This window comes from Haloglomus litoreum (assembly GCF_029338515.1).
Lineage (GTDB): Archaea > Halobacteriota > Halobacteria > Halobacteriales > Haloarculaceae > Haloglomus > Haloglomus litoreum.
In genome coordinates, this window is the sequence record NZ_CP119988.1 from 3,449,441 (window position 1) to 3,472,318 (window position 22,878).

Genomic DNA, 22,878 nt, shown 5'->3' on the forward strand with positions numbered 1-22,878 from the left:
GCGCTTTGTGACCCGCTCGTGCAGAGGGAGCCATGTCCGGCGACGACGCCGCGGACGACGCCGCGGACGAGGTGCCACCGGCAGCCCGCGAGGAGGCGGTCGGGGCCGTCCGGCGGGCGCTCGCGAAGCACGGCTACGCCGGCCTCACGACGAAGCGCATCGCCGCCGAGTCCGCGAAGAGCGAGGCCTTCCTCTTCTACCACTACGACAGCAAGGAGGACCTCGTCCTCGCGTTCATGGACTGGGCGACCGGCCGCGTGACCGACCGCCTCGAGGACGCCGCGGGGACCCCGGCCCAGCGACTGTACGGCCTCTGTGACGCCCTGGTCGGCGACCCCGGCGACGACATCGAGCGCGGGACGAACGTCGCGATGATGGAACTGCTGGCGCACGCCCGGCACAACGAGACGTTCCGCGAGCGCCTCGAGACCTACGAGCGGACCATCGTCGCGGACACGGCCGACCTCATCCGGGAGGGCATCAAGGCGGGGGAGTTCCGCGACGTGGACCCGGAGTCGACGGCCGCGTTCGTCCTGACCCTCGCGGACGGGACCGTCGGCGCCGTCCAGGCGCTCGGGATGAGCGACGTGGGCGAGGGCGTCAGAGCGGTGCTGTTCGACTATCTCGAGGGGCAGGTGCTGGCACCGGGGGTCGACCCGCCGGCTCACCGGTAGCTCAGTCGACGCCGAACCGGGCCTCGTACCGCCGCTGGAGGTGGACCAGCGCGGGCGTTCCCACCAGTGTCGGCCACAGCCACCGCGGGACCGCCGGGAGGAAGCCGAAGTTGACGGCCGAGAAGGCGCTCATCGGTCGTTCCATCCCGAGTCCGCGGACGCCTCGGTTTCCCGGTCCCCTCGTCGCTCGCGGGCGTACTCGCGGGCCGTGTCCGTATCCTCGGTCAGCAGCAGGCGCTCCAGCCGCGCCTCGAACGCCGCCTCGTCCAGGTCACCGTTCGCGTACCGCTCGCGGAGTCGTGCCAGTGCCGCGTCCTCGTCGGCTGCCCGTGGGGAACGGTCGGTGCGGCTCTCGTGTCGGCGGTCGCTCCGCTCGCATCGTCGGCTCCCCGACGTGCGTCCGCGGCCGCGCCGCTTCGCGGCCCCGACCGCGACCGGCATGACGCCGCCGAAACCGACCGGGAAGACGACCCAGAACCAGCTCACCCCCAGCGCCGCCAGCCCGAACGCGGTCCCGAGGGTCAGCATCGTCACGAGCCCCGCGACGGCGCCCGGGTCCGTGTCGACCGGGAACGGGACCGAGTGGAGATGGCGGGTCACCGTCGATCACCCCCGTCGGCCGCGACCGGCGCGTCCGACCCGTCGGTCACCCCGAGTCGTCCACCGGCGGTCTCGCGCTGACCTGCCGCCGGGACCTGGTCGGTTCCGGGGGCGGCCCCGAGCCCCGTCGGGGGCATGTTCCGGTAGACCGTCTCGTACTCGCCCTCGCGGACGAGGTAGGTCTCGTGCCAGATGCCGACCGCGCCATCGGCCAGCTCGCCGTTGAAGCGCGACCACATCGAGCGGTGTTCCCCGCCCTCGCGGGCGTAGTCGCGGAGCGCCGCGAACGACTCCCAGTACTGGACGAACTGGAACTCCCGGGGGCTCACCAGCATCGAGCGCGATTCCAGCAACCCCACCGGCTCGCGCTCCTGCTCGCGGATCATCCGCGGCGCGCTCAGGAACACCGGCAGCCACCGGTGGACGGCCCGGAGCCGGTTGATGCGCATGCCGACGAGGAAGACGACGAAGTCCCCCTCGCGTTCCGCGTGGAGTCGTTCGTGGTTGATGCTCATGTTGCTGAGTAAGTACTCACTCAGCATAAACCTAGGTGAGCACTCGGTAGCACGCGTACCCGGAGCGATCGCTACGGGACCGATCGACGGAGAAGCAGGAACCCGGTCGGCGGACCGCCTACGGGCTCAGCCGCTGTCGGTCTCGCGGGAACAGCACGGCCTCACGGATGTTGGCGAGACCGAGCATCGTCATGACGAGGCGCTCGACACCGTACGCCCAGCCTGCGTGGGGCGGCATGCCGTACTTGAACATCTTCGTGTAGTACTCGAACTGGTCGGGGTCGAGACCCTGCTGCTCGAAGCCCTCCACCAGGGCGTCGTAGCGGTGCTCACGCTGGCCGCCCGAGACCAGTTCCATCCGCGGATGCATCAGGTCGAAGCCCTTCGAGTACTCGGGGTCGTCGTCGTAGTCCTGGATGTAGAACGGCTTGATCTCGGAGGGCCAGTCCTTGATGAAGTAGTGGCCGCCGATCTCGTCGCCGAGGGCCTTCTCGCCCTCCGTGGGGAGGTCGTCGCCCCACACCAGGTGCTCGTCGAGTTCGCCGGTCGCGTTGATGCGCTCGATGGCCTCCTCGTAGGTCAGCCGCGGGAAACCCTCCTCGGGCACCTCGAACGCCTCCGTCATGTCCAGGGTCTCCAGCTCGTCCCCGCAGTTCTCCGCGACGGCCTCGTACGCGGCCATCAGCGTGCCCTCGCAGACGTCCATCGCCTCCTCGTGGTCGATGAACGCGGACTCGAAGTCGATCATCGTCGCCTCGTTCAGGTGGCGCGGGGTGTTGTGCTCCTCCGCGCGGAAGATGGGGCCGACCTCGAAGACCCGTTCGAGTCCGGAGCCGACCATCAGCTGCTTGAACAGCTGCGGGCTCTGGTTCATGAACGCCTCGCGCCCGAAGTACGTCACCGGGAACAGCTCCGTCCCGCCCTCGGTGCCCGTGGCGACGATCTTCGGCGTGTTGATCTCCGTGCAGCCCTCGCCGCGGAAGTAGTCACGGACCGCGCGGAGGACCTCGGCGCGGATCTCGAAGATGGCCTGGGCCTCCGGCCGGCGCACGTCCAGCGTGCGGTTGTCCAGGCGCGTGGAGAGTTCGGCGTCGACCTTCCCGGACGGGTCGAGCGGCAGTTCCGGCTCGGCCGGGGCGATGACCTCGACGGATTCGGGGACGACCTCGACACCCGTGGGCGCACGCTCCTCCTCCTCGACGGCACCGGTGACCTGCACGACGGACTCACGCGTGACCTCGGTGCCCGTCTCGACGAGGTCGTCGTCCATCTCGTCCTTCTCGAACTTGACCTGGATCTTCCCGGTCGTGTCCCGGACGATGAGGAAGGCGATGCCGCCGAGGTCGCGGATCTCGTGGGCCCAGCCCGCGACCGTCACGTGGTCGCCCGGCTCGGCCTCCGCGGTGTACGTTCTATCTTCCATATCCGTGATTCTCGTACCGGGGCCGAAAACGTGTCGTTACCGTGTGAACGGTTCCGCGGGCGTGAAAATCGGCTTTGAACCCACTACTCCGCACCCAACTCCGATATTACGACCATTCATCTCGAAATCAGTCCATATCTCGATAATCCACACGTCGCGCACTCCCCGAGATTCAAATGCGATACCGGGGCCAGACACCCCGTGACCTGACGCATCGAGCGGGTCGGGCCATCCGGGCGCGGTTATCGTACCGCGTGACGGTTCGGCCAGCGCGACACGACCGACCCGTCGCCGGTGGGAGTTCGTGGGCTCCCGCAGTGTCGCCTGTTCGCTAGGCTGAGATGTCAGTCGCGATGCTGGGAACAGGGCAGCCTCCGAAGCCCTCGCCCTTCGAATCCGCCAGGAGACGCTTGTTCGACCGAGCGTTCGGACGTGAGGGTTCCACCGGAGCGCTAGTGGCCCCACACCTCCCCGCGCGAGCGCTGTGGCGGCTCCGCACGGCGCTGACGCGCCGGCTCCGCCAGCGGTGGCGCTCGCGCGCTTCCTGTTCTCGGAACCAGCCGGCCGGCCAGCCGCTCGGCTGGTGCGTGCTCCCCCGTCAGTCCAGTGGGCGCGCGCTGGCGGCTGTGCCGCAGGCCAGCCGTCGCCAGCGCGCGAGGGCCGAGCACCAGAGCGACCGGAGGGAGCGAGGAGCGCAGGCGGATGGGGAGGTGTGAGGCCTACGACCCGACTGACGAATCCACGGCCTGGCGGACTCGAAGGGCGAGCGCTCTCGACCCTGCCCGGAGGAAGCAAGCACCGCAGGGAGCGAGCATCGCGAGCGACCGAGGAGCGCAGCGACTCCCGGCAGGTCGAGAGCGCGAGGGCTTCGGGAGCAGTCCCACCTCCGGAGTCGATGCCGTCCCGAGAGAGCGCGAGGGCTTCGGAGGCAGGCCACCTGTCGTCAGCGACACCAGACACCACTGCGCCTAGCCCTTCCGACACGGTTTAGTCGCGCGGTAGCCACGCCCGCGTATGAGCGGCACGCCGTGGTCCGACTGGACCCACATCACCAAGCTCGACCCCGACAAGGAGCTGGTCGCGGGCGAGACGTTCGGTGACGTCTGCGAGACCGGCACGGACGCCATCGAGATCGGCGGCACGACCGGGATGACCGAGGAGAAGATGGAGCGGGTCGTCGAGGCCTGCGTGGCTCACGACGTGCCCGTCTACATCGAGCCCTCCCACTCCGCGACCGTCGTCCACGACGAGGGGCTGGACGGCTACCTCATCCCCATCGTGTTCAACGCCGGCGACATCGCGTGGGTCACCGGCGCCCACAAGGAGTGGGTCCGCTCGGACCCGGACATCGACTGGGAGCGGACCCACACGGAGGCGTACATCGTCCTCAACCCCGAGTCGTCGGTCGCGGAGTACACGCAGGCCGACTGCGACCTCGACGCCGAGGAGGTCGCGGCCTACGCCACCGCCGCCGAGCGGATGTTCGGCCAGGAGATCATCTACATCGAGTACTCGGGCACGCTCGGCGACACCGACAAGGTCGGTGCCGCCCGCGACGCGCTGGACGAGGCCACGCTCTTCTACGGCGGCGGCATCCACGACTACGACTCCGCCCGGACGATGGGCGAACACGCGGACACGGTCATCGTCGGCGACCTCGTCCACGACGAGGGCGTCGATGCAGTCCGGGAGACGGTCGAGGGCGCGCGCGACGCCCAGACCGCGACCCGATAGCGGCGTGGCACCGCCCCTCTCCGGCAGCTCACTCCCCCTCACAGTCTCCCGACGCCGAGCAACCACCCGCACCACCGACAGCGGTTTACGTCTCCCATCGAACCCTCGGGCATGCGCGCGGTCGAGCGAGTCGGGGGCCAGCCGTGAGCGTCATCGCGGAGTACCGGCTCTCCGCCGACCGGCTCGTCCTGGCACCGACCTTCGAGGCCGTCCCCGACGTCGAGCTGGAGCTGGAGCGCTCGTTCGCCACCGACCCCGACTGCCCGATCCTCTTCGCGTGGGCCCGGGGGCCCCTGGAGGCGTTCGAACGCGCCGTCGCCGACGACCCGACGGTCGCCGACCTGACCGTACTGGACACGGTCGGGGAGAAGCGGCTCTACCGCATCGCCGTCGGTGAGGCCGACGTCGTCCTCTATCCACGGTGGGTCGAACTCGGCGCCGAGCGGCTCGAGGCCTGGTACGCCGACGGCTGGTGGCACTCCCGGACGCGGTTCCCCGACCGCGGCACGCTCGCCGACTACCGGAGCTACCTCGACGAGAACGAGATCAGCTTCCAGCTCAAGCGGCTGTACGACGCCGCACAGGCCAGAGGGGACGATATCGGGCTGACCGAGGAGCAGCGCGAGACGCTCGTCCTGGCCTACGAGATGGGCTACTTCGACATCCCTCGCGGCACCACCACCACCGGGCTGGCCGAGGAGCTCGACATCTCGAACCAGGCCGTCTCGGAGCGGCTCCGGCGCGGCTACGGCCGACTGGTCGAGCAGCTGCTCTGAGCGACGCGGCCGGGAGTGACGCGGCCCGTCCTCTCAGCTGGCACTCTCGACCTGCTCCTGCCAGTCCCGGACACGGTCGGCGCTCACGCCCGAGACACGGCTGGCCACGTCGTCCGGGTCCGCAGCCTGCAGGTCCGACAGCGACTCGATCTCCGCGTCGGCCAGCTTCGCGGCCGTCTTCTCGCCCACCCCGTCCAGGTCATCGAGGTCGCGCGTCGCCCGCCGGGCCTGGAACTCCTCGAAGTTGCAGATGGGACAGCCCAGCTCCCACGGGTCGCCGTCGCCGTCGTGGACCACGAGTTCGGGCAGGTCGTGCTCCGGACAGCGCTCGTCGGTCACCTCGATATCGCCACGCCGGGGGAGCGGCAGCGAGTAGTCGCAGTCGGGGTAACGCGTACACCCGACGAGCCGGCTCCCGCTCTGGAGGTGCTTGATCGCCAGTTCGCCGCCGTGCTCCTCGCCACACTCGGGGCAAGCGCCGATGACCTCGTCCTCCTGGGCGTCGGCCTCCTCGGCCTTGCAGATGGGGCAGCCGTGGACGAACGTGCTTCGTCCGGCCAGCATCTTCACGTGGTTGAGGTCGTGCTCGTCGCAGGACTCCTCCATCACCGTGGGCTCGCCCGAGGAGGGGAGCTGGTAGGTGTTCTCGCAGTCCGGAAACCCCTCGCAGCCGACGAAGTACGACCCACGGCGCGACCGCCGGACGATGAGCGTCTCGCCGCACTCGGGGCAGGGGCCGAGCCGCTTGTCGTCCTTCAGCGCCTCGCGAAGGTGCTCGCCGATGGCCTCGCGCGAGTCGTGGAGTTCGTCGAACACCCGCCCTAACATCTCGCGCGACTCGTCGGTCACGTCGTCCAGCGTCGCCTCCCCGTTGGCGATGGCCGTCATGTCCTGCTCGAGTTGCTGGGTCATCTCCTCGTCGACGACGAGGTCGGCGAACTCCTCGGCCGCTTCGACGACCGCCATCGCCAGGCGCGTCGGCCGCGGCGGGTCGTCCTCGATGTAGCCGCGGTCGTACAGTTTCTCGATGGTGTTGTGTCTGGTACTCTTTGTGCCGATACCGAGACCTTCCATGGTCTCGATGAGCCGAGACTGGCCGCGCCGGCGCGGGGGCTGGGTCTGCTTCGCTTCGAGTCGCGCGTCCGTCAGATCGAGGGCCTCGCCCTCGTCCACATCGGGGACGAGGTTCTCGTCCGACGACGCGTACGGATAGACGTCCAGATAGCCCGGCTCCAGCAGGCGCTTCCCGTTGGCCTTCAGCTGGCAGCCGTTCGCCTCGGCCGTGACGCGGAGGTGCTCCCACTCGGCGGGGTCGGCACAGGTCGCGAGGAACCGCCGGACGACGAGTTCGTACACCTCCCACTCGTCGTCGCCGATGTCGGCCTTCCCCGGGACCTCGCCGGTTGGGTGGACGGGCGGGTGATCGGTCGTCTCCGTCTCCCCGCGCGTGGGCTCGATGTCGTCACCGTCGAGCAGCGAGGCGGCGTCCTCGCCGAACGCGCCCGTGTCCGCGAACGTTGCGACCAGGTCCTCGGGGTCGAGGTCCTCCGGGTAGACGGTGTTGTCGGTGCGGGGGTAGGTGATGTAGCCGGCGGTGTACAGGTCCTCGGCGATGCTCATGGCGCGGCCGGCCCCGTAGCCCAGCGAACTCGCCGCGCGGATGAACTGGGTCGTGTTGAACGGCGCCGGCGGCTCGTCGGTTCGGGTCCGGCGCCGGACGCCGGTGACCGTCGCGCTCGTCGCCTGCGAGAGCGCCGCGTACGCGTCGTCGGCGTCGGCCTCGTTCCAGACGCGCTCCTCCTCGGTCCCGCCCTCGCCCTCGAAGAAGTACTGCGCCTCGAACTCCACGCTGTCCTTGTGGAGGTCGGCGAACAGCTCCCAGTAGTCCTCCGGGTCGAACGCCTCGATCTCGCGCTCGCGGTCGACGATGAGCTTGAGCGTCGGACTCTGGACCCGCCCGACGGAGATGAAGTCCTCGCCGAGCTGCCCGGCCGACAGCGAGAGGAAGCGTGTGAGGGCAGCGCCCCACAGCAGGTCGATGATCTGGCGCGCCTCGCCGGCGGCGGCGAGGTCGAAGTCCAGTTCGTCCGGGTTCTCGAAGGCGTTCTTCACCTCGCGTTCGGTGATCGAGGAGAACCGTACGCGCTCGATGGGCATCGAGGCGACCTCCGTGACGAGCTCGTAGGCCTCCTTCCCGATGAGTTCGCCCTCGCGGTCGTAGTCGGTCGCGATGACCGCCTCGTCGGCCTCCCGGGCCAGCTCCTGGAGGGTACGGACGATGTTCTCCTGGGTCGGGCGCTTCTCGATGTCCGCCCGAAGCAGCTCGACCGGCCGCACGTCGCGCCAGTCATCGTACTCCGGGGGGAAGTCGACGGCGACGACGTGACCCGACAGGCCGACACAGACCGTCTGGCCGCCGTCCCACTGATAGACGTTGACGCCGTTGCGACGGTCGGTCCCCGCCGATCCGTCGCTGAGGATGTCCGCGATGCGGCGCGCGGCGTTGTCCTTCTCGGTGATGATCAGTTCCACGCGCGCTCACCCCGCGTGGGGCGCGGGCGCGCCCCGAGATCGGCTGCAGTCATTACCGGCCCGTAGCCCCCAGCGGTTGCTAAACGTTTCGGGCGAAATCGCCGGACAGCGCGGGTGTGCGTGCGGACGGGCGTCCGAGCGCGTGTCGGACGGGCGTGAGAGCGGGCGCCGGGGCGCGCGCACGGCGCGCCGGACGCGAGCGTGTGGGCGGTGTGAGTGTGCGCCCGGGCCCGCGCGGCCCGCGCGAGAGAACTACGCTACTCCGACTCGGCGAACAGCTCGTCGACGGCGTCCTGCGCGGCGAGCGCGGCGTCGTCGGCGACCTGCTCGGGGTCGAGGTCGGCGTCCGCGTCCGGCGCGTTGAGGTAGACGTCCACCTCCAGCACGCCGTCCTCGAAGGTGACGGTCACGTCCAGGTCACGGACGTCGGACTGCTTGAACCGCGAGAGGACGAGCCCCTCGGCGGCCTCCGAGGCGGTGTTCACGACGGCCTCGTCGCTGGGGCCGTCTGCCTCGTCGGTCGAGGAATCGGCCATCGCGTCAGTCGCCGCCGGCGCCCGGGCCGCCCGGTCCCATCGGGCCGCCACCGCCGCCGGGGCCGCCGGCGCCGCCCTGGAGCAGCTGCTGGAGCTCCTCCTGGAGGTCCTCGAACTGCTCGCGGACCCGCTCCTCCTGCTTCTCGAGGGTCTCGACACGGATCTCCAGCGAGTCGACCTTCTCCTCCAGCTCGTCGTAGGCCTCGTCGTACTCGCTCTTCACGAGCAGCTCGCCGACCTCGCGGTAGATCTCGGTGTCGTCGTCGACGTCGTCGAGCGCGTCGAGCGCGTTCTCGGACTCCCGGAGGGAGGTCTCGGCCTGCTGCTTCTGGGCTGCGACCTGCTGTGCGGTCTCCTGGAGGTCCTGTAGCTCCTCGAGCTTCTCCTGGGCCTCCGGCGGAAGGTTACCCTGCATACCTGTCGGCTCGGGTTCGCCCGTGAAAAACCCCCGCTTCTCGGGCTCACGAAGAGCCCGACCGTCCGTCGCCGGGTCGCGTCACGCCAGCGCCGCCTCCCTCGTCCGGTCCGCCACGTCGACCAGTGAGGTCCAGGTGTTCAGCCCAGCTCTGAGCGCCGTCAGATCGGCCGCCCGGATCGTGACGCGGACGACGTCGTCCTCGTGAGCCACGGCCGCGGTACTCCGGTCACCGTCGATGCGGTCGACGTCCTGCCGGAGGCTGGTCGCGACCAGCGCCGCCGCTTCGGGGTCGTCGTAGGACAGGTCGAGAACGGTCTCGTGCGGGAAGTAGGTCGTCGCGTCGCCACGGTCGCCGTCGTCGGACACGGGTGCCGGCGTCAGTGGACGTCGATCTCCTTGACGTCGCGGCTCCGCTCCTTCAGCAGGACGCGGTGGCCACAGTACGGACAGCGGACGCCGCCGTACTCGTCCAGTTCGACGTCGCGCTTGCAGCGGGAGCACTTGTAGCTCATGCGTTACTCGTCGTCGGTGGCCTCGTCGCCACCGGAGAGGGCCGCCCGGATGGAGCGCCGGACCGTCTTGCCCGCGGGGGTCTGAGCGCGGTAGGCGCCGCCGGTGAACTTCTCGCCGGTCTCCTCGTCGACCCAGACGCCGGTTCCGACGCGCTTGACGTCGTTGCCGTCGCGCGTGGAGTTGTGCATGTCGTCCTCGATCTCGGCGACACGGCGGCGCGAGACACGCCCGTAGCGGGCGCCGAAGCGGCCCGCACTGCCCGTCTTGCTCTTGGCCATAGTACCCGACGGTGCGGCCCTCACCCGTATAAGCCCTGCGAGTTCCGGTACGACGGTCGGGGGGAACGACCGGACCGCGCGTCACTCGACTGCCCTCGTGTCGCGCCGGTCGAGGTGGTCGTTCGGGAGGCTGGGCCGGAGCACACGGGGCAGATCCCCGGAGTCCGGCGGGTCCGCTTTGTGCCACGGGGGCCAAGGAGCCGGCAGTGACCGATACACCCGGGGACCCGACGGCGACCGACCCGCCCGTCCGGCCCCCCTTGCCGACACTTGGAGTCGTCTCCGGGCGGGCGTTCCTGGCACTGGGTGCCGTCGTCGGGGCGCTCGGCTGGGGCGTGACCAGCCTGCTCACGGCGCGGCCGGGCCTCGCGGGCGCGACCGACCCCGCGTTGCTGGCCGCGCTCGTGTGGGCACCGCTCGTCGTCCTGATGGTCGGCGGCGGCGTGTTCGCGACCCCCGACGCGGTCCGGTTCGCCCGGCCGTTCCTGGTGTGGGGCCCCGTCAACGCTGCGGCGTCGATGGCGACCCTCGGGGCGCTCCTGGGATGGCTGCCCGCGGCCACCTACTGGGTCGCGTGGGCGCTGGCGGGTGCCGCGGGCTTTCTCGCTACGGGCGCCGCGGTCCGTCGAACCGGCGACGACGGGGCGCTCTGGCTCGCCACGGCGGCCTGCGAGGCCGGTGTCGTCGTCGCGGGCCTGGTCCTGGGTGGTCCCTGGCCGTTCGCCGTGCTGGGGGTCCTCCACGCGGTACCGCTGGCCCTGTGGGCGAGCGGCCTCGCGCGTCGGCTCGGTGCCGGTGTCGCGCTGGTGCCGGTGCTGTCGACGGCCGCGGTGCTCGGCACGGGGCTGTACCTGGCGTGACCGGACCGGCCCAGCACCACTCGTATCTATCGTAATCGCCACATTATCGAATATCGCGGTCTTTCTGGATGGAAAACCGGCAGCATCTGGAGAGATCGGCAGAAGGCTGGGAAGCAGACGGTCGACGTCGACCACAAGGGACACCGTTTAACTGCAGCCACACCGAATCCTGCCCCGTGATAGCGCCGCTCCTCGTCGTCGGGCTGCTGGTCGCGGCGTTCGTCGGATTCAACATCGGCGGCTCCTCGACCGGCGTCGCCTTCGGGCCGGCCGTCGGGAGCGACACGGTCTCGAAGACGGCCGCTGCCGGACTGATGACCACGTTCGCCCTGCTCGGTGGCTACACCGTCGGGAAGAACGTCATCGAGACGATGGGCGGCGAGATCGTCCCGCCCTCGCAGTTCTCGCTGGCCGCCAGCGTGGCCGTCCTGTTCTTCGTGGGGCTGGCGCTGCTGGTGTCGAACCTGTTCGGCGTCCCCGCCTCCACGTCGATGACCGCCGTCGGTGCCATCGCCGGCCTGGGCGTCGCCACCGACTCCATCGTCTGGCCGGTGATGGGTCGCATCGTCTCCTGGTGGCTGGTCGCCCCCATCGCCGCGTTCTGGGTCTGTGCGGTCATCGGGCGCTACCTCTACCCGTACCTCGACGCGAAGGTTCCGCTCGACTCGGCCGGCGGCGTCATCGAGCGCCGGTACGCCGGGCCGATTCCGTACCCGGCCCGCGCGCCCGGGGCGGCGCTGAGGGATGTCGTCGGCGTCGTCCTCGTGGTCGGTATCGCCTGCTACATGGCCTTCTCCGCGGGCGCATCGAACGTCGCGAACGCGGTCGCACCGCTGGTCGGAAGCGAGGCCATCAGGCCGAACACGGGCGTCCTCCTTGCGGGCGGCGCCATCGGCGTCGGCGCGTTCACCATCGCCCGCCGGACGCTGGACACCGTCGGCAACGACCTGACGGACCTGCCGCTGCTGGCCGCGCTCATCGTGGAGACGGTTGCGGCCTCGCTGATCACCTTCCTCTCGGTCATCGGCATCCCGGCCTCGCTCGCGGTGTCGGCGACGATGTCCATCGTCGGGCTGGGCTGGGGCCGGGCGACCCGGACGACGACGCTCTCGGAGGCCGCGGGCGCCGCGATGGCCGGCGAGGAGCCGACCGCGAAGGCTCGCGTGGACGCACTGGCCGCGGACGGCAAGGGTGCCGGCGGAGACAGCGCCGAGGCGAGGAGCGTGCCCCGCATCGGCGAGGAGGACCCGGACGACCTCGCGGCGACGGAACTGTTCGACCCCGCCACCACCGGCCGCGTCATCGTCCTGTGGATCATGACGCCCTCCATCTCCGCAGCCGCGTCGTTCCTCCTCTTCGAGTACGCGCCCGTTTTCTAGGAACGGGCGAGTCCTCCGACGGCGCGCTCGACGTGCGTCCAGAAAATCGGTTTAGGGGCGCCTAACAGTAGCTTTGAAGGTAGGGGCGGGCGTACCGCCGTGCGATGCCTACAGTAGAATACCTCAACTACGAGGTCGTCGAGGACAACGGCTGGGACATGTACGACGACCCCGTCTTCGACGAGGCCGCGGACATGGACCTCGATGGCGAGGACTACGGCGAGCTGGATGTCAACGAGGGCGAGTACATCCTCGAGGCCGCAGAAGCGCAGGGCTACGACTGGCCCTTCTCGTGCCGTGCCGGCGCGTGTGCGAACTGCGCCGCCATCGTCCTCGAGGGCGACATCGACATGGACATGCAGCAGATCCTCTCCGACGAGGAGGTCGACGAGAAGAACGTCCGCCTGACCTGCATCGGGTCGCCCGCGGCCGATACGGTCCAGATCGTCTACAACGCGAAGCACCTCGACTACCTCCAGAACCGCGTCATCTGAGACGCCACCGTCGTTTCTCCCGCTTTCGACCCGCCAGCAGCCGTGCCGACGCCGACCCACTTATTCGCCTCCCCGCACCCAGTCGGCGTATGGACTGGGCCGACCTGTTCGACCGGGGCGAGGAGCACGAGGTGACCGTCACGGCCGTCCGCGAGGCGCTCGCGGGACGCCGGGAGGACCGTGCGTGACCGACCGTCCCAGCCCCGCCAGCGTCGTCGCCGACGCCGACGTGCTCGCGGCGGACCTGCTGTGTGGCGGGCCGGCAGCGAGCACGCCCGACGCTGACGAGGTGGATGATGACGGCGCGGCGGCCCGCGCCGCACTGGACGCGCTCCGTGCGCACTCCTGGACCACACTCGTCGCGACCGGGCCCCTTCTCGACGACGCCGAGGCCATCGTCGCCGACCTCGCGGACCCGGACCTGGCGGCGGCCTGGCGCGACCGCGTCGAGGGGTGGGCCACGGTCGTCGAGCCGGCCGCCGGCGGGCACCCCGCACTGGTGGCGGCCCACGCCGGTCCCGCGGCACACGTGCTCACGTTCGAGCAGTCACTCGCGAGCGCCGGCGCGGGCGCGAACCTGCGCCAGCGCATCGACGTGTCGGTGCGCCACCCGCGGGCCTTCGTCCGGGTCTTCGACGCCGCGGCGTTGTGGGCCGCTGTCCACGACGACAACCCGGGCGAGTACCCCGGGCCGGACCGCGACCCGCGGGTGTGATTCTCCGTCGAAGTCAGGCTTCGTTCAGGCTCCGCGACAGCTTCCGCACCGTCGACCGCGGCAGCAGCGGGACCACCCGCGAGAGCACCTTCAGGTCCGTGCCCGTGACGACGACCGCCTCGCCGTCGTGGACGCCGTCGTAGCCCGCCTCGGCCACGTCGTCGGCGTCCTGCCAGTTGACGCTCAGCAGGCCGTCGTGCTCGCCACCGCCGATGGGCGCGTCCTCGTTCTCGGCGCGCGCCTGGAACTCCGTCTCCACGGGGCCGGGGCAGAGCGCCGTCACCGTCACGCCGTCCGCTGCGAGTTCCTCGTGGAGGGCCTCGGAGAAGGAGAGGAGGTAGGCCTTGCTCGCGTAGTAGACCGCCATGAAGGGTCCGGGCTGGAACGCCGCCGAGGACGCGACGTTGAGGACCCGCCCGTCACCGCGCTCGACCATGTCCGCGCCGAACAGTTTGGTCAGGTGCGAGGGCGTGGTGATGTTGAGTTCGATCTGTAGCAGGTCCCGGTCGACGGGGATGTCCGTGTACTTGCCCTGCGTTCCGATGCCGACGTTGTTGACGAGCGTGTCGACCTCGATGTCACGCTCCTCCGTGACCTCCCCGTACAGTTCTTCGCGGTTTGCCCGGCTCCCGAGGTCCGTCGGGACGACGTGGGCGTCGATGCCGTACTGCTCGAACTCGTCGGCCGCCTCCCGGAGTTTCTCCTCCCGACGCGCGACGAGGACGAGGTCGTAACCGTTGCGGGCGAACTCCTCGGCGAGCGCCCGGCCGATTCCCGCGGATGCACCCGTGACGAGCGCGGTTCCGTGTGGCATGTGTGGTTCGTGGGGTGGCTGGTGGGCGTATAGTTCTGGCTCTCGCGTGCAGGACGGCGAGGTAATCGGGTCGATGAGACTGCGATTCGTGGAGGATATAATGACGACGACGGGAACGCCCACGAAGCCCTCGCGCGCTCAACCGGCCGCGGCTCGCTGCGCTCCTCGCTCCGGTCGCGTTGCTCCCTCCGCTGCGGTGCTTGCGTCACCGGGGCCGGATTGAGCCCGCTCGCCCTTCGAGTCCGCCAGGATTCGGCTGTTCCCCGGCCGCTGTGGCCCTGCCCTTCCCCAGGTCGCGCGGGCTCGCTTGCGCTCGCGGCTTCGCCGCTCGCTCGGGGCGCGGAACGCCCCGCTGCTCGCCACGCGCTCCCGGCCGGGGAGCGGTTGGTCGGTCGGTTCCGAGAAAAGGAAGCGCGCGAGCGCGCTCCGGCCGAGTCACCCGAGCGGAGCGAGGGGTGGCGAGGCAACACGCCGCGCTCGCGCGGGGAGGTGTGGGGATACGAGCACTTCGCTGGAACCAGCACGCCCGAACGCTCGACCGAGACGGTACGCCCTGGCGGACTCGAAGGGCGAGCGCTCTCGAACCCTCCCGGACGACGGTGAGCGCCGAAGGCGCGAACGACGGAAGACGAGCAACGCGAGTCTTCCGGAACAAGCACCGCAGCCGAGCGGAGCGAGGCAAGGAGCGCAGCGAGTCCCGGAGTGGTCGAGAGCGCGAGGGCTTCGTAGCTGTTCCTTCAGGCATCACCGACAGTATAGACACCGTATGCCACCCAGTCCCGCGACACCGACACGACTTTTCCGACCACCCGAGAACCCCACATCAACAGATGATTCCCCGGCAGTACCTCCGCGAGCACCCCGACGAGGTGCGCGCGGCACTCGACGCGCGCGGGTACGACGACGTTGACGTGGACGCGCTCCTCGAGATCGACGCGGAGTGGCGCGACCTGAAGGCCGAGGGCGACGGCCTCCGCCACGAGCGCAACGAGGTCTCGAGCAAGATCGGCCAGCTCAAACAGGAGGGCAAGGAAGAGGAGGCCCAGGCAGCCATCGAGGAGTCACAGGAACTCAAGGACGAGATCGAGCGCGTCGAGGACCGCGCCGACGAACTGGAGGCGAAGCTCGAACAGGGCCTGCTCGAACTCCCGCAGATTCCCCACGAGGACGTGCCCGTCGGCGAGGACGAGGCCGACAACGTCGAGCGCGACCGCGTGGGCTTCGACGATCTGCGCGACCTGCCCGACGAGGTGACACCGCACTACGACCTCGGCGAGGAACTCCAGATCATCGACGAGGCCCGCGGCGCGAAGACGACCGGCGGCGGCTTCTACTTCCTGAAGGGGGACGGCGCACGCCTCGAGCACGCGCTCATCCAGTTCATGCTCGACGTCCACCGCGAGCAGGGCTACCACGATATCTTCCCGCCCGTCCCGGTGACGAGCGCGTCGATGCGGGGGACCGGCCAGCTCCCGAAGTTCAACCACGACGCCTACCGCATCGGCGGCGCCGAGCACGACGAGTACACCGACGACGACCTCTGGCTCTGTCCCACCGCCGAGGTGCCGGTGACGAACATGCACCGCGAGGAGATCATGCTCGACGACGACCTCCCGCTGAAGTACCAGGCGTACACGCCGAACTTCCGGCGCGAGGCCGGCGAGCACGGCACCGAGACGCGGGGCATCGTCCGGGTCCACCAGTTCAACAAGGTCGAACTCGTCAACTTCGTCCGGCCCGACGAGAGCTACGACCGCCTCTGGAGCCTCATCGACGAGGCCTGCGAGGTCATCGACCGGCTCGGCCTCCCCTACCGCACGCTGGACCTCTGCACGGGCGACCTGACGTTCGCCTCGGCCCGCACCGTCGACATCGAGGTGTGGGCGCCCGGCACCGACAGCGAGGACGGTCCCGAGGAGGGCGGCCGCTGGCTGGAGGTCTCGTCGGCGTCGAACTTCGAGGAGTTCCAGGCCCGGCGCGCCGGCATCCAGTACCGCCCCGAGCGCCACGAGTCGGCCGAGTACCTCCACACGCTCAACGCGTCGGGGACCGCCGTCGGCCGCGTGATGGTCGCCATCCTGGAGTACTACCAGAACGAGGACGGCACCGTCGACGTGCCCGAGGCACTTCAGCCCTACATGGGCGGCACGGAGGTCATCGAGGGCCACGACCCCGTCGGGGAGTCGGCCGTCGGCGCCGGCGAGAAGGAGTAACGGTCGACGCGGGGCGGTCGACCAGAAATATTCGACATACTTTCCGAACCCTTCGCTGATCGAAGGCTTTTGGTATTTATCCCATACTTTATAGTATTGTTCAGAGTATTACCCAATAATTTCTCGTCAGACGGATACTCCGGATTCAGGAGAGTGCAGGCCGCGGCGGCAGATTCGATATCGTGGTGAGCGGTTTATCATATATACTACCCCTCGACATCGCACCACCCTCCGCCTGTCCGAGACACCGTTATCAGGCCTCCGTGCCACCCGCCGGACGTGATTCGCAACCGCGACGCCCTGCTCGACGGCGCGCAGGCCCCCGCGCTCGCCGAGCTCGCGCTGGACTGCGTCGAGGCGGGCATCCGCGCGGCCGACCCCGAGCGCGCGACCCGGGAACGCGTCCGTCTCGAGGGCGGGCAGCTCACCGTCGGCGGCGACACCTACGACCTCGCGGAGTACGACCGGATCCTCGTCCTCGGGGGCGGCAAGGCCGCGGCCGGCGTCGCGCGCGGCCTCGAAGCCACCCTCGGCGACCGACTCTCGGGGGGCGTCGTCGGCGTGCCGTCGGATGCCGACACCTCTGGCCTCGACCGCGCCGAGGCCGTCACGGCCGGCCATCCCACCCCGACCGAAGGGAGCGTCACGGCGGGCCAGCGCGTCCTCGCCGCCGCCCGGGACGCCGACGCTCGCACCCTCGTTCTCACCGTCGTCACGGGCGGGGGTTCGGCCTGTCTCGCCGCGCCGGCGGGCGACCTCGCACTCGCCGACCTCCGCGACGTGACTGAGGCCCTGCTCGCCGCCGGTGCCGACATCGACGAGACGAACGCCGTCCGCAAGCACCTCTCCGCGCTGAAGGGCGGCCACCTCGCACGCGTGGCGGCCCCAGCGACGGTCGTCGGACTGCTCGTCAGCGATGTCGTCGGGGACGACCCGGCCGTCGTCGGCAGCGGCCCCACCGCGCCGGACCGGACGACCTACGGAGACGCGCTGGACGTGCTGTACCGGTATGCCATCGACCCGCCGGCCGTCCGGGCGCATCTCGAGGCCGGCGCACGGGGGGACCACCCGGAGACACCGGATGCCGAGGACGGCGCGTTCGACCGCGTGACGAACCACGTCCTCGCCGGGGCTCGCACCGCACTGGATGCGGCCCGCGACCGTGCGGCAGCGGCCGGCTACGACCCGCTCGTCCTCTCCTCGCGCGTGCGCGGCGAGGCGCAGGAGGCGGCGCTCACGGGCGTCGCCGTCGCGGAGGAGGCGCTCGCGACCGGCGACCCGGTCGACCCGCCGGCGGTCGTTCTCTCGGGGGGCGAGACGACCGTCACCGTCCGGGGCGACGGCACGGGCGGCCCGAACGGCGAGTACGCGCTCCGGGTGGCGCTGGAATTCGGGGGCACGGACGCGCCGGTCGCGCTCGCGTGCGTCGACACGGACGGGCGTGACGGGAGCGCCGAGGCAGCCGGCGCGCTGGTCGACCCCGGGACCATCGAGGACCCGGCGGCCGCCCGGGACGCGCTCGCGCGCAGCGATTCGCACGGCCACCTCGGCGACCGTGGTGCGCTGGTCCGAACCGGCGCGACCGGAACGAACGTGAACGACCTCCGGGTGCTCGTGGTCGGGCGCGACGGGTGAGGACGCGGCGGCTTTTTGCTGGACGACGACGTAGCTACCGACGTGCTGGAGTTCTTCCCCTCGCCGCTGACGTTCGACCGGCTCCAGTGGGCCACCTTCGGCCTCCACTGCCTGGTGGCCTCGCTGTTCATCGCGGGCGCCGTCGGGTTCGTCCGCCAGGGCGAGCCGACGGGCGCCGTCCTGCAGTCGCTCCTCGCGCTCATGTTCGTCGGCCTGGGGCTCGTGGTCGCGCGCATCGTCGGGCGCCGTACCTGAGCCGTCGAGACCCCGGCGCTCAGGCGAGACAGGCCGCGACCACGCGCAGCATCCGCTCCCCCCGGACCTCGTCGGCGAACAGCGGCACACGCTTCACGTCGTGGCCCCGGAACACGTCCTGGGCCCGCGAGAGCGCCGAGCGCTGGACCTGCCAGCGGCGCTGGCAGAACTCGCAGTTCTCGAGATCGGGTGCGACGAACCAGTCGGCCTCCATGTCGGTCACGTCGGCCAGGTCCTGCATCACGCGATTGACGACCACCGTGCCGACGGGGATCTCGAACGCGCGCAGCCGTTCGAGGAGGTGCTCGGACTCGACGACGCTCATCTCCTCGGGTACCATCACGACACGGAAATCGGTGCGTGCGGGGTCGCGCAGGCGCTCGCGGAGCCGCTCGACGCGGTCGGCCAGCACCCGCAGGTCGTCCATCCCCTGCTCTATGGATTCCTCGTCCGCGCCGGCGCCGAACAATCCCTTCACGCTGCCCATCATCCCGGACAGTCGCTCGCGGAAGGCGAGCAGGCGGCCGGTCAGCGACTCCATCAGCTCGGGGAGCTCCAGCAGCCGCAGCGTGTGGCCCGTCGGCGCCGTGTCCACGACCACGCGGTCGAACCGTTCGTCGTCCATGTACTGCAGGAGCAACTGCATCGCGGCGGCCTCGTCGGCGCCGGGCATCGTCCCCGCGGCGAACGGATTGAGTCCCTCGTCCTGCATCAGCGCGTCCAGCCCGCCGAGCATCCCGCCGCCCTCGCCACCCTCGGCGAACGGGCCACTCGTCATCGCGTCCGGGTCGATCTCCGCGGCGTACAGTGGCACGTCCTCGCGGATGCGCGTCGGCTCCGCCGGAATGTCGGTGCCCAGCGAGTCCGACAGCGAGTGCGCGGGGTCCGTCGAGACGGCGAGCGTGGCGACGCCGTCACGGGCCGACGCGAGCGCAGTCGCGGCCGCCATCGTCGTCTTGCCGACGCCGCCCTTCCCGCCGTAGAGGACGTACTCCGGTGCGTCGACCGCGAGTGCCTCGTCCTCGACCGACTCCACGGCCTCCACGTCGATACTGCTCATATGCCGCGGTACTCCGTCGGGACGGGAGTACCCGTCGGTATCGCGTCCGGCTCGGCGAAGGTTCAAACCGGAGGCCGCACCACCGAACGCGGACGTGCCCCCAGCACGGGGGCCCGGTTCGAGGGGTGACCGGGAGTCCGGATAGACCGCACGCGGGCGGTCGCGAGGACCGAGAGCCACGGCCACGTCGTGGCCGTCAGGCGAAGAAATCGCGGAGCCGCTCGGCCGCCTCCTCGACCAGTGGCGTCACCAGCGCGAACCGGAGCCAGTCCGCGCGCGAGGTGCCGAAAGCGTCGCCCGGCATCCCCGCGACGCCGGCCTCGTCGATGAGCCGCTCGACGTTCGCGAGCGTTCCCGGATAGTCCTCGAACCGCGCGAGGACGTAGAAGGCGCCCTCGGGCGTGACGTAATCAGCGCCGGCTGCGTCCAGCGCGGCCGTGAATGTCTCGATGCGGTCGGCGACGAGGTCGCGGTTCCCCTCGTAGTACGACTCTGGCGTCTCCCGGAGTGCCTTCAGAACGGCGTACTGCGCGGGCCGCGAGCAGGTCACGTTCGTCAGCATGTGCCGTGTCCGGACCGCCGGCCGAAGGGGTTCGGGGGCGATGCAGTACCCGACTCGCAGCCCGGTGATGGCCATCGACTTCGAGAAGGCGTTCGTCACGAAGCGATGGTCCGAGTCGAATTCGAGCGCCGAGCAGAACCGGCCAGAGTGGTCGAACCGCTCGTACACCTCGTCGCTCACGAGCAGCGCGTCGTGTTCCTCCGCGACCTCGACCAGCGCCCGCTTCGTCTCGCGCCCGTACACCGCGCCCGTCGGGTTGTTCGGCGAGTTGACGACGATGACGGCCGTCTCGTCGCTGGCTGCCCGGCGTACGTCCTCGGGGTCGAGACGGCCCTGCTCGTCGGCAGCCACGTAGGTCGAATCGGCACCCAGCAGCTCCGTCCGACCGGCGTAGTAGGGGTAGACGGGGTCGGTCAGCAGTACCTCGTTTCCAGGATACTCATCCAGTCCGATGGCGGTCCCGAGGTGGTTGGCCTCGCCGGTGCCGTTCGTGACGAACACGCTCTCGGTCGGCACGTCGTGGTGGGCGGCGATGCCCGCCCGGAGTTCGTCCAGCCCCTCGCTCGGGGGGTACTGGTAGTGCTCGACCGGCAGGTCCGCGAACTCGCGGATACCCTCGCGGAGCGCCTCGGGGGGCTCCCAGTCCGGGTTCCCGCTGACCATATCTACCACGTCCCGCTCGGCGGCCGCGGCGTACTGCATCACCCGGAAGAACAGTGGCCGCTCGTAGTCCATACCCGCCCTCGCGGAGCGTTCGACGTGGTTCTTGCCTTTCGGAGTCGGATTCCGACCGCTCCCAGGCGACAGAAGATGCGGCGGATGCCCGACTCGTAAACCAGTCACCGCGATACGAAATCCGCCCTGCACTGCCAGCGACAGGTCACGAGAGCGCCCGGTTTCATGGGCGAGAAGCTCCTGCTGGCGGACATGCACGAGTTCGCCGAGGACCCGCCGGTCGAGGAACGCATCGGGGACGCGCTCCGGGAGACGAACGCGACCATCGCGGCCGCCGAATCCGCGACCGGCGGGCTCATCGGCTCGCTGCTGACCGACGTTCCGGGGTCGAGCGACTACTTCGACCGCTCGGTCGTCACCTACTCCTACGACGCCAAACGCGACGTGCTTGCCGTCCCGCGCGAGGACCTCGACGAGCACGGCGCCGTCAGCGAGCCCGTCGCCCGCGCGATGGCCCGCGGGGTGCGGGACACCGCGGACACGACGTGGGGTGTCGCCACGACCGGCATCGCCGGGCCGACGGGCGGCGACGACGCGGATCCGGTCGGAACGGTGTACGTTGGTGTCGCGTACGCGGGCGCGTGGGGCTCCGGCGAGTCGACGAGCAGCGTCGAGCGGTACGTCTTCGACGGCGACCGGCTCGCGGTCAAGGAGCAGTTCGCCCGGCAGGCGCTCCGGGACGCGCTCGCAGCTATCGAGGCCCGCTAGGAGTAGCCCGGCAGCGGACGGCGGCACCGGACCGACGCGTTTTCGACCACCCGGAGCCGACCGCCACCCGTGCTAGCCATCGTCGTCAGCCGCGCCGACAGCGCGTCCGTCCACATCGGCGAGCAGTTGCGCGCCCGCGCGTCGTGGACCGAGCACACCGACGGGACGCGGACGGACGCCGACGGCGGCGGCACCGTCTACCGGACCGAGGGCGCCGAACTCCGCGAGTTCGACGACCTCCACCTCCACCTCGACGGTGTCGCGTCGGCGTTCGGCACGGTCGACGAGGGGCCCGAACGCGAAGCCGGGCTGCTCGCGTTCGCGTCGCGCCACGCCGGCGAGACGGGCCCGCTCCTGACGGCCCACCACACCGGGAACTTCGGGCCGGCGGACCACGGCGGCGCGGACGGTGAACTGGCCGCTGCGGCGCCGAACGCGACGGCTGAGGCGCTCGACGCCCTGACCCGGCACGCGCCCGATGGCTACGAGACCGGCCTGGAGTGTACCCACCACGGCCCGACGGACGTGGGCTGTCCGTCGCTGTTCGTCGAGGTGGGGAGCGACGAGCCCCAGTGGGACGACCCCGACGCCGCGCGGGCCGTGGCCCGGACGATCCTCGACCTCCGCGGCGTGTCCCCCGACGCCGAGCGGTCCGTCGTCTGCTTCGGCGGCGGCCACTACGCGGCCCGTCCGGAGCGGGTCGTCCGCGAGACTGACTGGGCCGTCGGCCACATCGCCGCCGACTGGTGCCTGGACGACCTCGGTGACCCGGACACGCCGACGGCGCGAGCGACCCTGGACGCCGCCTTCACCGAGAGCGGCGCCAGCCACGCGCTCGTCGAGGGTGACCACCCGGACCTCGTCGCCGTTCTCGAGGACCTGCGCCACCGCGTCGTCGGGGAGACGTACCTCCGGGAGACGACCGGCGTCCCGCAGGCGACCGTCGAGCGCGCCGAGGCCGAACTCTGCCGGGTCGGGGAGGGCCTCCGCTTCGGGGACCGGGCGCCCGGGTACGCCGGTCCCCTGACCGCTGTCGAGCTCCCGGCCGGACTCGTGACCGAGTGCGAGGGGATCGACCGCGAGCGGACACGGGAGGCGGTCGACAGCCGCACGGTCGCGGTGACGACCACCGAGAACGGGACGCTGGTCGACGACCGGGCGCTGTTCCCGGCCACCGACGCCGAGGCCGCCGCCGAGATCCGGGCCGAACTGGTGGGTGAGCTGGTGGCCGTCCTCCGGGAGCGCTACGACGGCGTGAGCGTCCACGCCGATGCGGTCGTGGCGCGCCGGACGGCGTTCGACCCGGAGAAGGCACGCACCCTCGGCGTTCCGGAGGGCCCGGCCTTCGGGAAGCTGTCGGCCGGGGAGACGGTCGAGGTGAACGGGCGCGTCATCGAGCCCGGGGCGGTCCGCTCCGAGGAGGAGTTGCGGTTCCCGCTCTGACCAGAC

25 protein-coding genes are annotated in these 22,878 nt (G+C 70.5%); 12 read left to right on the top strand and 13 right to left on the bottom strand.

The features are described 5' to 3' along the window. Nucleotides 1-32: 32 nt before the first annotated feature. Entirely contained in the window at nucleotides 33-674 is a 642-nt protein-coding gene (locus P2T62_RS17390; RefSeq protein WP_276258282.1) for a TetR/AcrR family transcriptional regulator, read from the top strand. Between the two features lies 1 nt (nucleotide 675). Here the strand turns inward: P2T62_RS17390 and P2T62_RS17395 are convergent, their stop codons facing one another. The 4 genes from P2T62_RS17395 to aspS form a co-directional block, all read right to left on the bottom strand. After that, on the bottom strand, nucleotides 676-807 hold the full coding sequence (locus P2T62_RS17395; protein ID WP_276258283.1) for a hypothetical protein: 132 nt from the start codon (nucleotides 805-807) through the stop codon (nucleotides 676-678). Next, nucleotides 804-1,274: an SHOCT domain-containing protein gene (locus tag P2T62_RS17400; protein WP_276258284.1), complete on the bottom strand. Its 471-nt coding sequence runs from the start codon at nucleotides 1,272-1,274 to the stop codon at nucleotides 804-806. The genes P2T62_RS17395 and P2T62_RS17400 overlap by 4 nt, the downstream gene beginning before the upstream one ends. After that, nucleotides 1,271-1,789, bottom strand: coding sequence for a DUF4188 domain-containing protein (locus P2T62_RS17405; RefSeq protein WP_276258285.1), 519 nt, complete (start codon nucleotides 1,787-1,789; stop codon nucleotides 1,271-1,273). The genes P2T62_RS17400 and P2T62_RS17405 overlap by 4 nt, the downstream gene beginning before the upstream one ends. A 118-nt stretch (nucleotides 1,790-1,907) precedes the next feature. Continuing rightward, on the bottom strand, nucleotides 1,908-3,212 hold the full coding sequence (aspS, locus tag P2T62_RS17410; protein ID WP_276258286.1) for an aspartate--tRNA(Asn) ligase: 1,305 nt from the start codon (nucleotides 3,210-3,212) through the stop codon (nucleotides 1,908-1,910). A 1,014-nt stretch (nucleotides 3,213-4,226) separates the two neighbouring features. Here aspS and P2T62_RS17415 point away from each other — a divergent pair. Then, a complete protein-coding gene (locus P2T62_RS17415; RefSeq protein WP_276258287.1) occupies nucleotides 4,227-4,946 on the top strand; it encodes a phosphoglycerol geranylgeranyltransferase in 720 nt (239 codons plus the stop codon). A gap of 143 nt (nucleotides 4,947-5,089) precedes the next feature. Next, on the top strand, nucleotides 5,090-5,722 hold the full coding sequence (locus P2T62_RS17420) for a helix-turn-helix domain-containing protein (protein WP_276258288.1): 633 nt from the start codon (nucleotides 5,090-5,092) through the stop codon (nucleotides 5,720-5,722). Nucleotides 5,723-5,755: 33 nt separating this feature from the next. On the opposite strand, the gene P2T62_RS17425 is transcribed toward P2T62_RS17420, so the two are convergent. The 6 genes from P2T62_RS17425 to P2T62_RS17450 form a co-directional block, all read right to left on the bottom strand. Next, the gene (locus tag P2T62_RS17425) at nucleotides 5,756-8,254 is read right to left on the bottom strand and encodes a DNA topoisomerase I (protein WP_276258289.1); all 2,499 of its coding nucleotides are present in this window, start codon (nucleotides 8,252-8,254) and stop codon (nucleotides 5,756-5,758) included. A 257-nt stretch (nucleotides 8,255-8,511) separates the two neighbouring features. After that, nucleotides 8,512-8,790, bottom strand: a complete 279-nt coding sequence (locus P2T62_RS17430; RefSeq protein WP_276258290.1) for a DUF3194 domain-containing protein — start codon at nucleotides 8,788-8,790, stop codon at nucleotides 8,512-8,514. A gap of 4 nt (nucleotides 8,791-8,794) precedes the next feature. Beyond that, a complete protein-coding gene (locus P2T62_RS17435; protein ID WP_276258291.1) occupies nucleotides 8,795-9,205 on the bottom strand; it encodes a prefoldin subunit beta in 411 nt (136 codons plus the stop codon). A gap of 81 nt (nucleotides 9,206-9,286) precedes the next feature. Continuing rightward, complete coding sequence (locus P2T62_RS17440; RefSeq protein ID WP_276258292.1) at nucleotides 9,287-9,574, bottom strand: KEOPS complex subunit Pcc1; 288 nt, start codon at nucleotides 9,572-9,574, stop codon at nucleotides 9,287-9,289. Nucleotides 9,575-9,585: 11 nt separating this feature from the next. Then, entirely contained in the window at nucleotides 9,586-9,720 is a 135-nt protein-coding gene (locus P2T62_RS17445; protein ID WP_248653523.1) for a DNA-directed RNA polymerase subunit P, read from the bottom strand. 3 nt (nucleotides 9,721-9,723) lie between these two features. After that, nucleotides 9,724-9,999, bottom strand: a complete 276-nt coding sequence (locus P2T62_RS17450) for an eL43 family ribosomal protein (protein ID WP_276258293.1) — start codon at nucleotides 9,997-9,999, stop codon at nucleotides 9,724-9,726. Between the two features lie 206 nt (nucleotides 10,000-10,205). Between P2T62_RS17450 and P2T62_RS17455 the strand changes: the two genes are divergently transcribed. The 4 genes from P2T62_RS17455 (at nucleotide 10,206) to P2T62_RS17470 (ending at nucleotide 13,447) form a co-directional block, all read left to right on the top strand. Next, complete coding sequence (locus P2T62_RS17455) at nucleotides 10,206-10,859, top strand: hypothetical protein (RefSeq protein ID WP_276258294.1); 654 nt, start codon at nucleotides 10,206-10,208, stop codon at nucleotides 10,857-10,859. Nucleotides 10,860-11,035: 176 nt separating this feature from the next. After that, complete coding sequence (locus tag P2T62_RS17460; RefSeq protein WP_276258295.1) at nucleotides 11,036-12,238, top strand: inorganic phosphate transporter; 1,203 nt, start codon at nucleotides 11,036-11,038, stop codon at nucleotides 12,236-12,238. A gap of 104 nt (nucleotides 12,239-12,342) precedes the next feature. Then, nucleotides 12,343-12,732 (top strand): ferredoxin Fer, encoded by a 390-nt coding sequence (gene fer, locus P2T62_RS17465; protein WP_276258296.1) that lies wholly within the window; start codon nucleotides 12,343-12,345, stop codon nucleotides 12,730-12,732. Between the two features lie 184 nt (nucleotides 12,733-12,916). Further along, a complete protein-coding gene (locus P2T62_RS17470; protein ID WP_276258297.1) occupies nucleotides 12,917-13,447 on the top strand; it encodes a DUF7384 family protein in 531 nt (176 codons plus the stop codon). A 13-nt stretch (nucleotides 13,448-13,460) separates the two neighbouring features. Here P2T62_RS17470 and P2T62_RS17475 read toward each other — a convergent pair whose 3' ends face one another. Further along, nucleotides 13,461-14,261: an SDR family NAD(P)-dependent oxidoreductase gene (locus P2T62_RS17475; RefSeq protein WP_276258298.1), complete on the bottom strand. Its 801-nt coding sequence runs from the start codon at nucleotides 14,259-14,261 to the stop codon at nucleotides 13,461-13,463. 830 nt (nucleotides 14,262-15,091) lie between these two features. On the opposite strand from P2T62_RS17475, the gene serS reads away from it, so the two are divergent. From serS to P2T62_RS17490, 3 genes are all read left to right on the top strand, one after another. Further along, complete coding sequence (serS, locus tag P2T62_RS17480; protein ID WP_276258299.1) at nucleotides 15,092-16,474, top strand: serine--tRNA ligase; 1,383 nt, start codon at nucleotides 15,092-15,094, stop codon at nucleotides 16,472-16,474. A 279-nt stretch (nucleotides 16,475-16,753) separates the two neighbouring features. After that, complete coding sequence (locus P2T62_RS17485) at nucleotides 16,754-18,109, top strand: glycerate kinase type-2 family protein (RefSeq protein ID WP_276258300.1); 1,356 nt, start codon at nucleotides 16,754-16,756, stop codon at nucleotides 18,107-18,109. A 15-nt stretch (nucleotides 18,110-18,124) separates the two neighbouring features. Then, nucleotides 18,125-18,364, top strand: a complete 240-nt coding sequence (locus tag P2T62_RS17490) for a hypothetical protein (protein WP_276258301.1) — start codon at nucleotides 18,125-18,127, stop codon at nucleotides 18,362-18,364. Nucleotides 18,365-18,383: 19 nt separating this feature from the next. On the opposite strand, the gene P2T62_RS17495 is transcribed toward P2T62_RS17490, so the two are convergent. Both P2T62_RS17495 and P2T62_RS17500 read right to left on the bottom strand, forming a co-directional pair. Continuing rightward, the gene (locus tag P2T62_RS17495; RefSeq protein ID WP_276258302.1) at nucleotides 18,384-19,424 is read right to left on the bottom strand and encodes an ArsA family ATPase; all 1,041 of its coding nucleotides are present in this window, start codon (nucleotides 19,422-19,424) and stop codon (nucleotides 18,384-18,386) included. A gap of 196 nt (nucleotides 19,425-19,620) precedes the next feature. Next, nucleotides 19,621-20,721 carry a pyridoxal phosphate-dependent aminotransferase gene (locus P2T62_RS17500; RefSeq protein ID WP_276258303.1) on the bottom strand — a complete coding sequence of 367 codons (1,101 nt, stop codon included), beginning with the start codon at nucleotides 20,719-20,721 and terminating at the stop codon, nucleotides 19,621-19,623. A 192-nt stretch (nucleotides 20,722-20,913) separates the two neighbouring features. Between P2T62_RS17500 and P2T62_RS17505 the strand changes: the two genes are divergently transcribed. Further along, entirely contained in the window at nucleotides 20,914-21,429 is a 516-nt protein-coding gene (locus P2T62_RS17505) for a CinA family protein (protein WP_276261635.1), read from the top strand. A 69-nt stretch (nucleotides 21,430-21,498) separates the two neighbouring features. Then, nucleotides 21,499-22,872, top strand: coding sequence for a D-aminoacyl-tRNA deacylase (locus tag P2T62_RS17510; RefSeq protein WP_276258304.1), 1,374 nt, complete (start codon nucleotides 21,499-21,501; stop codon nucleotides 22,870-22,872). The last annotated feature ends 6 nt before the right edge of the window (nucleotides 22,873-22,878 follow it).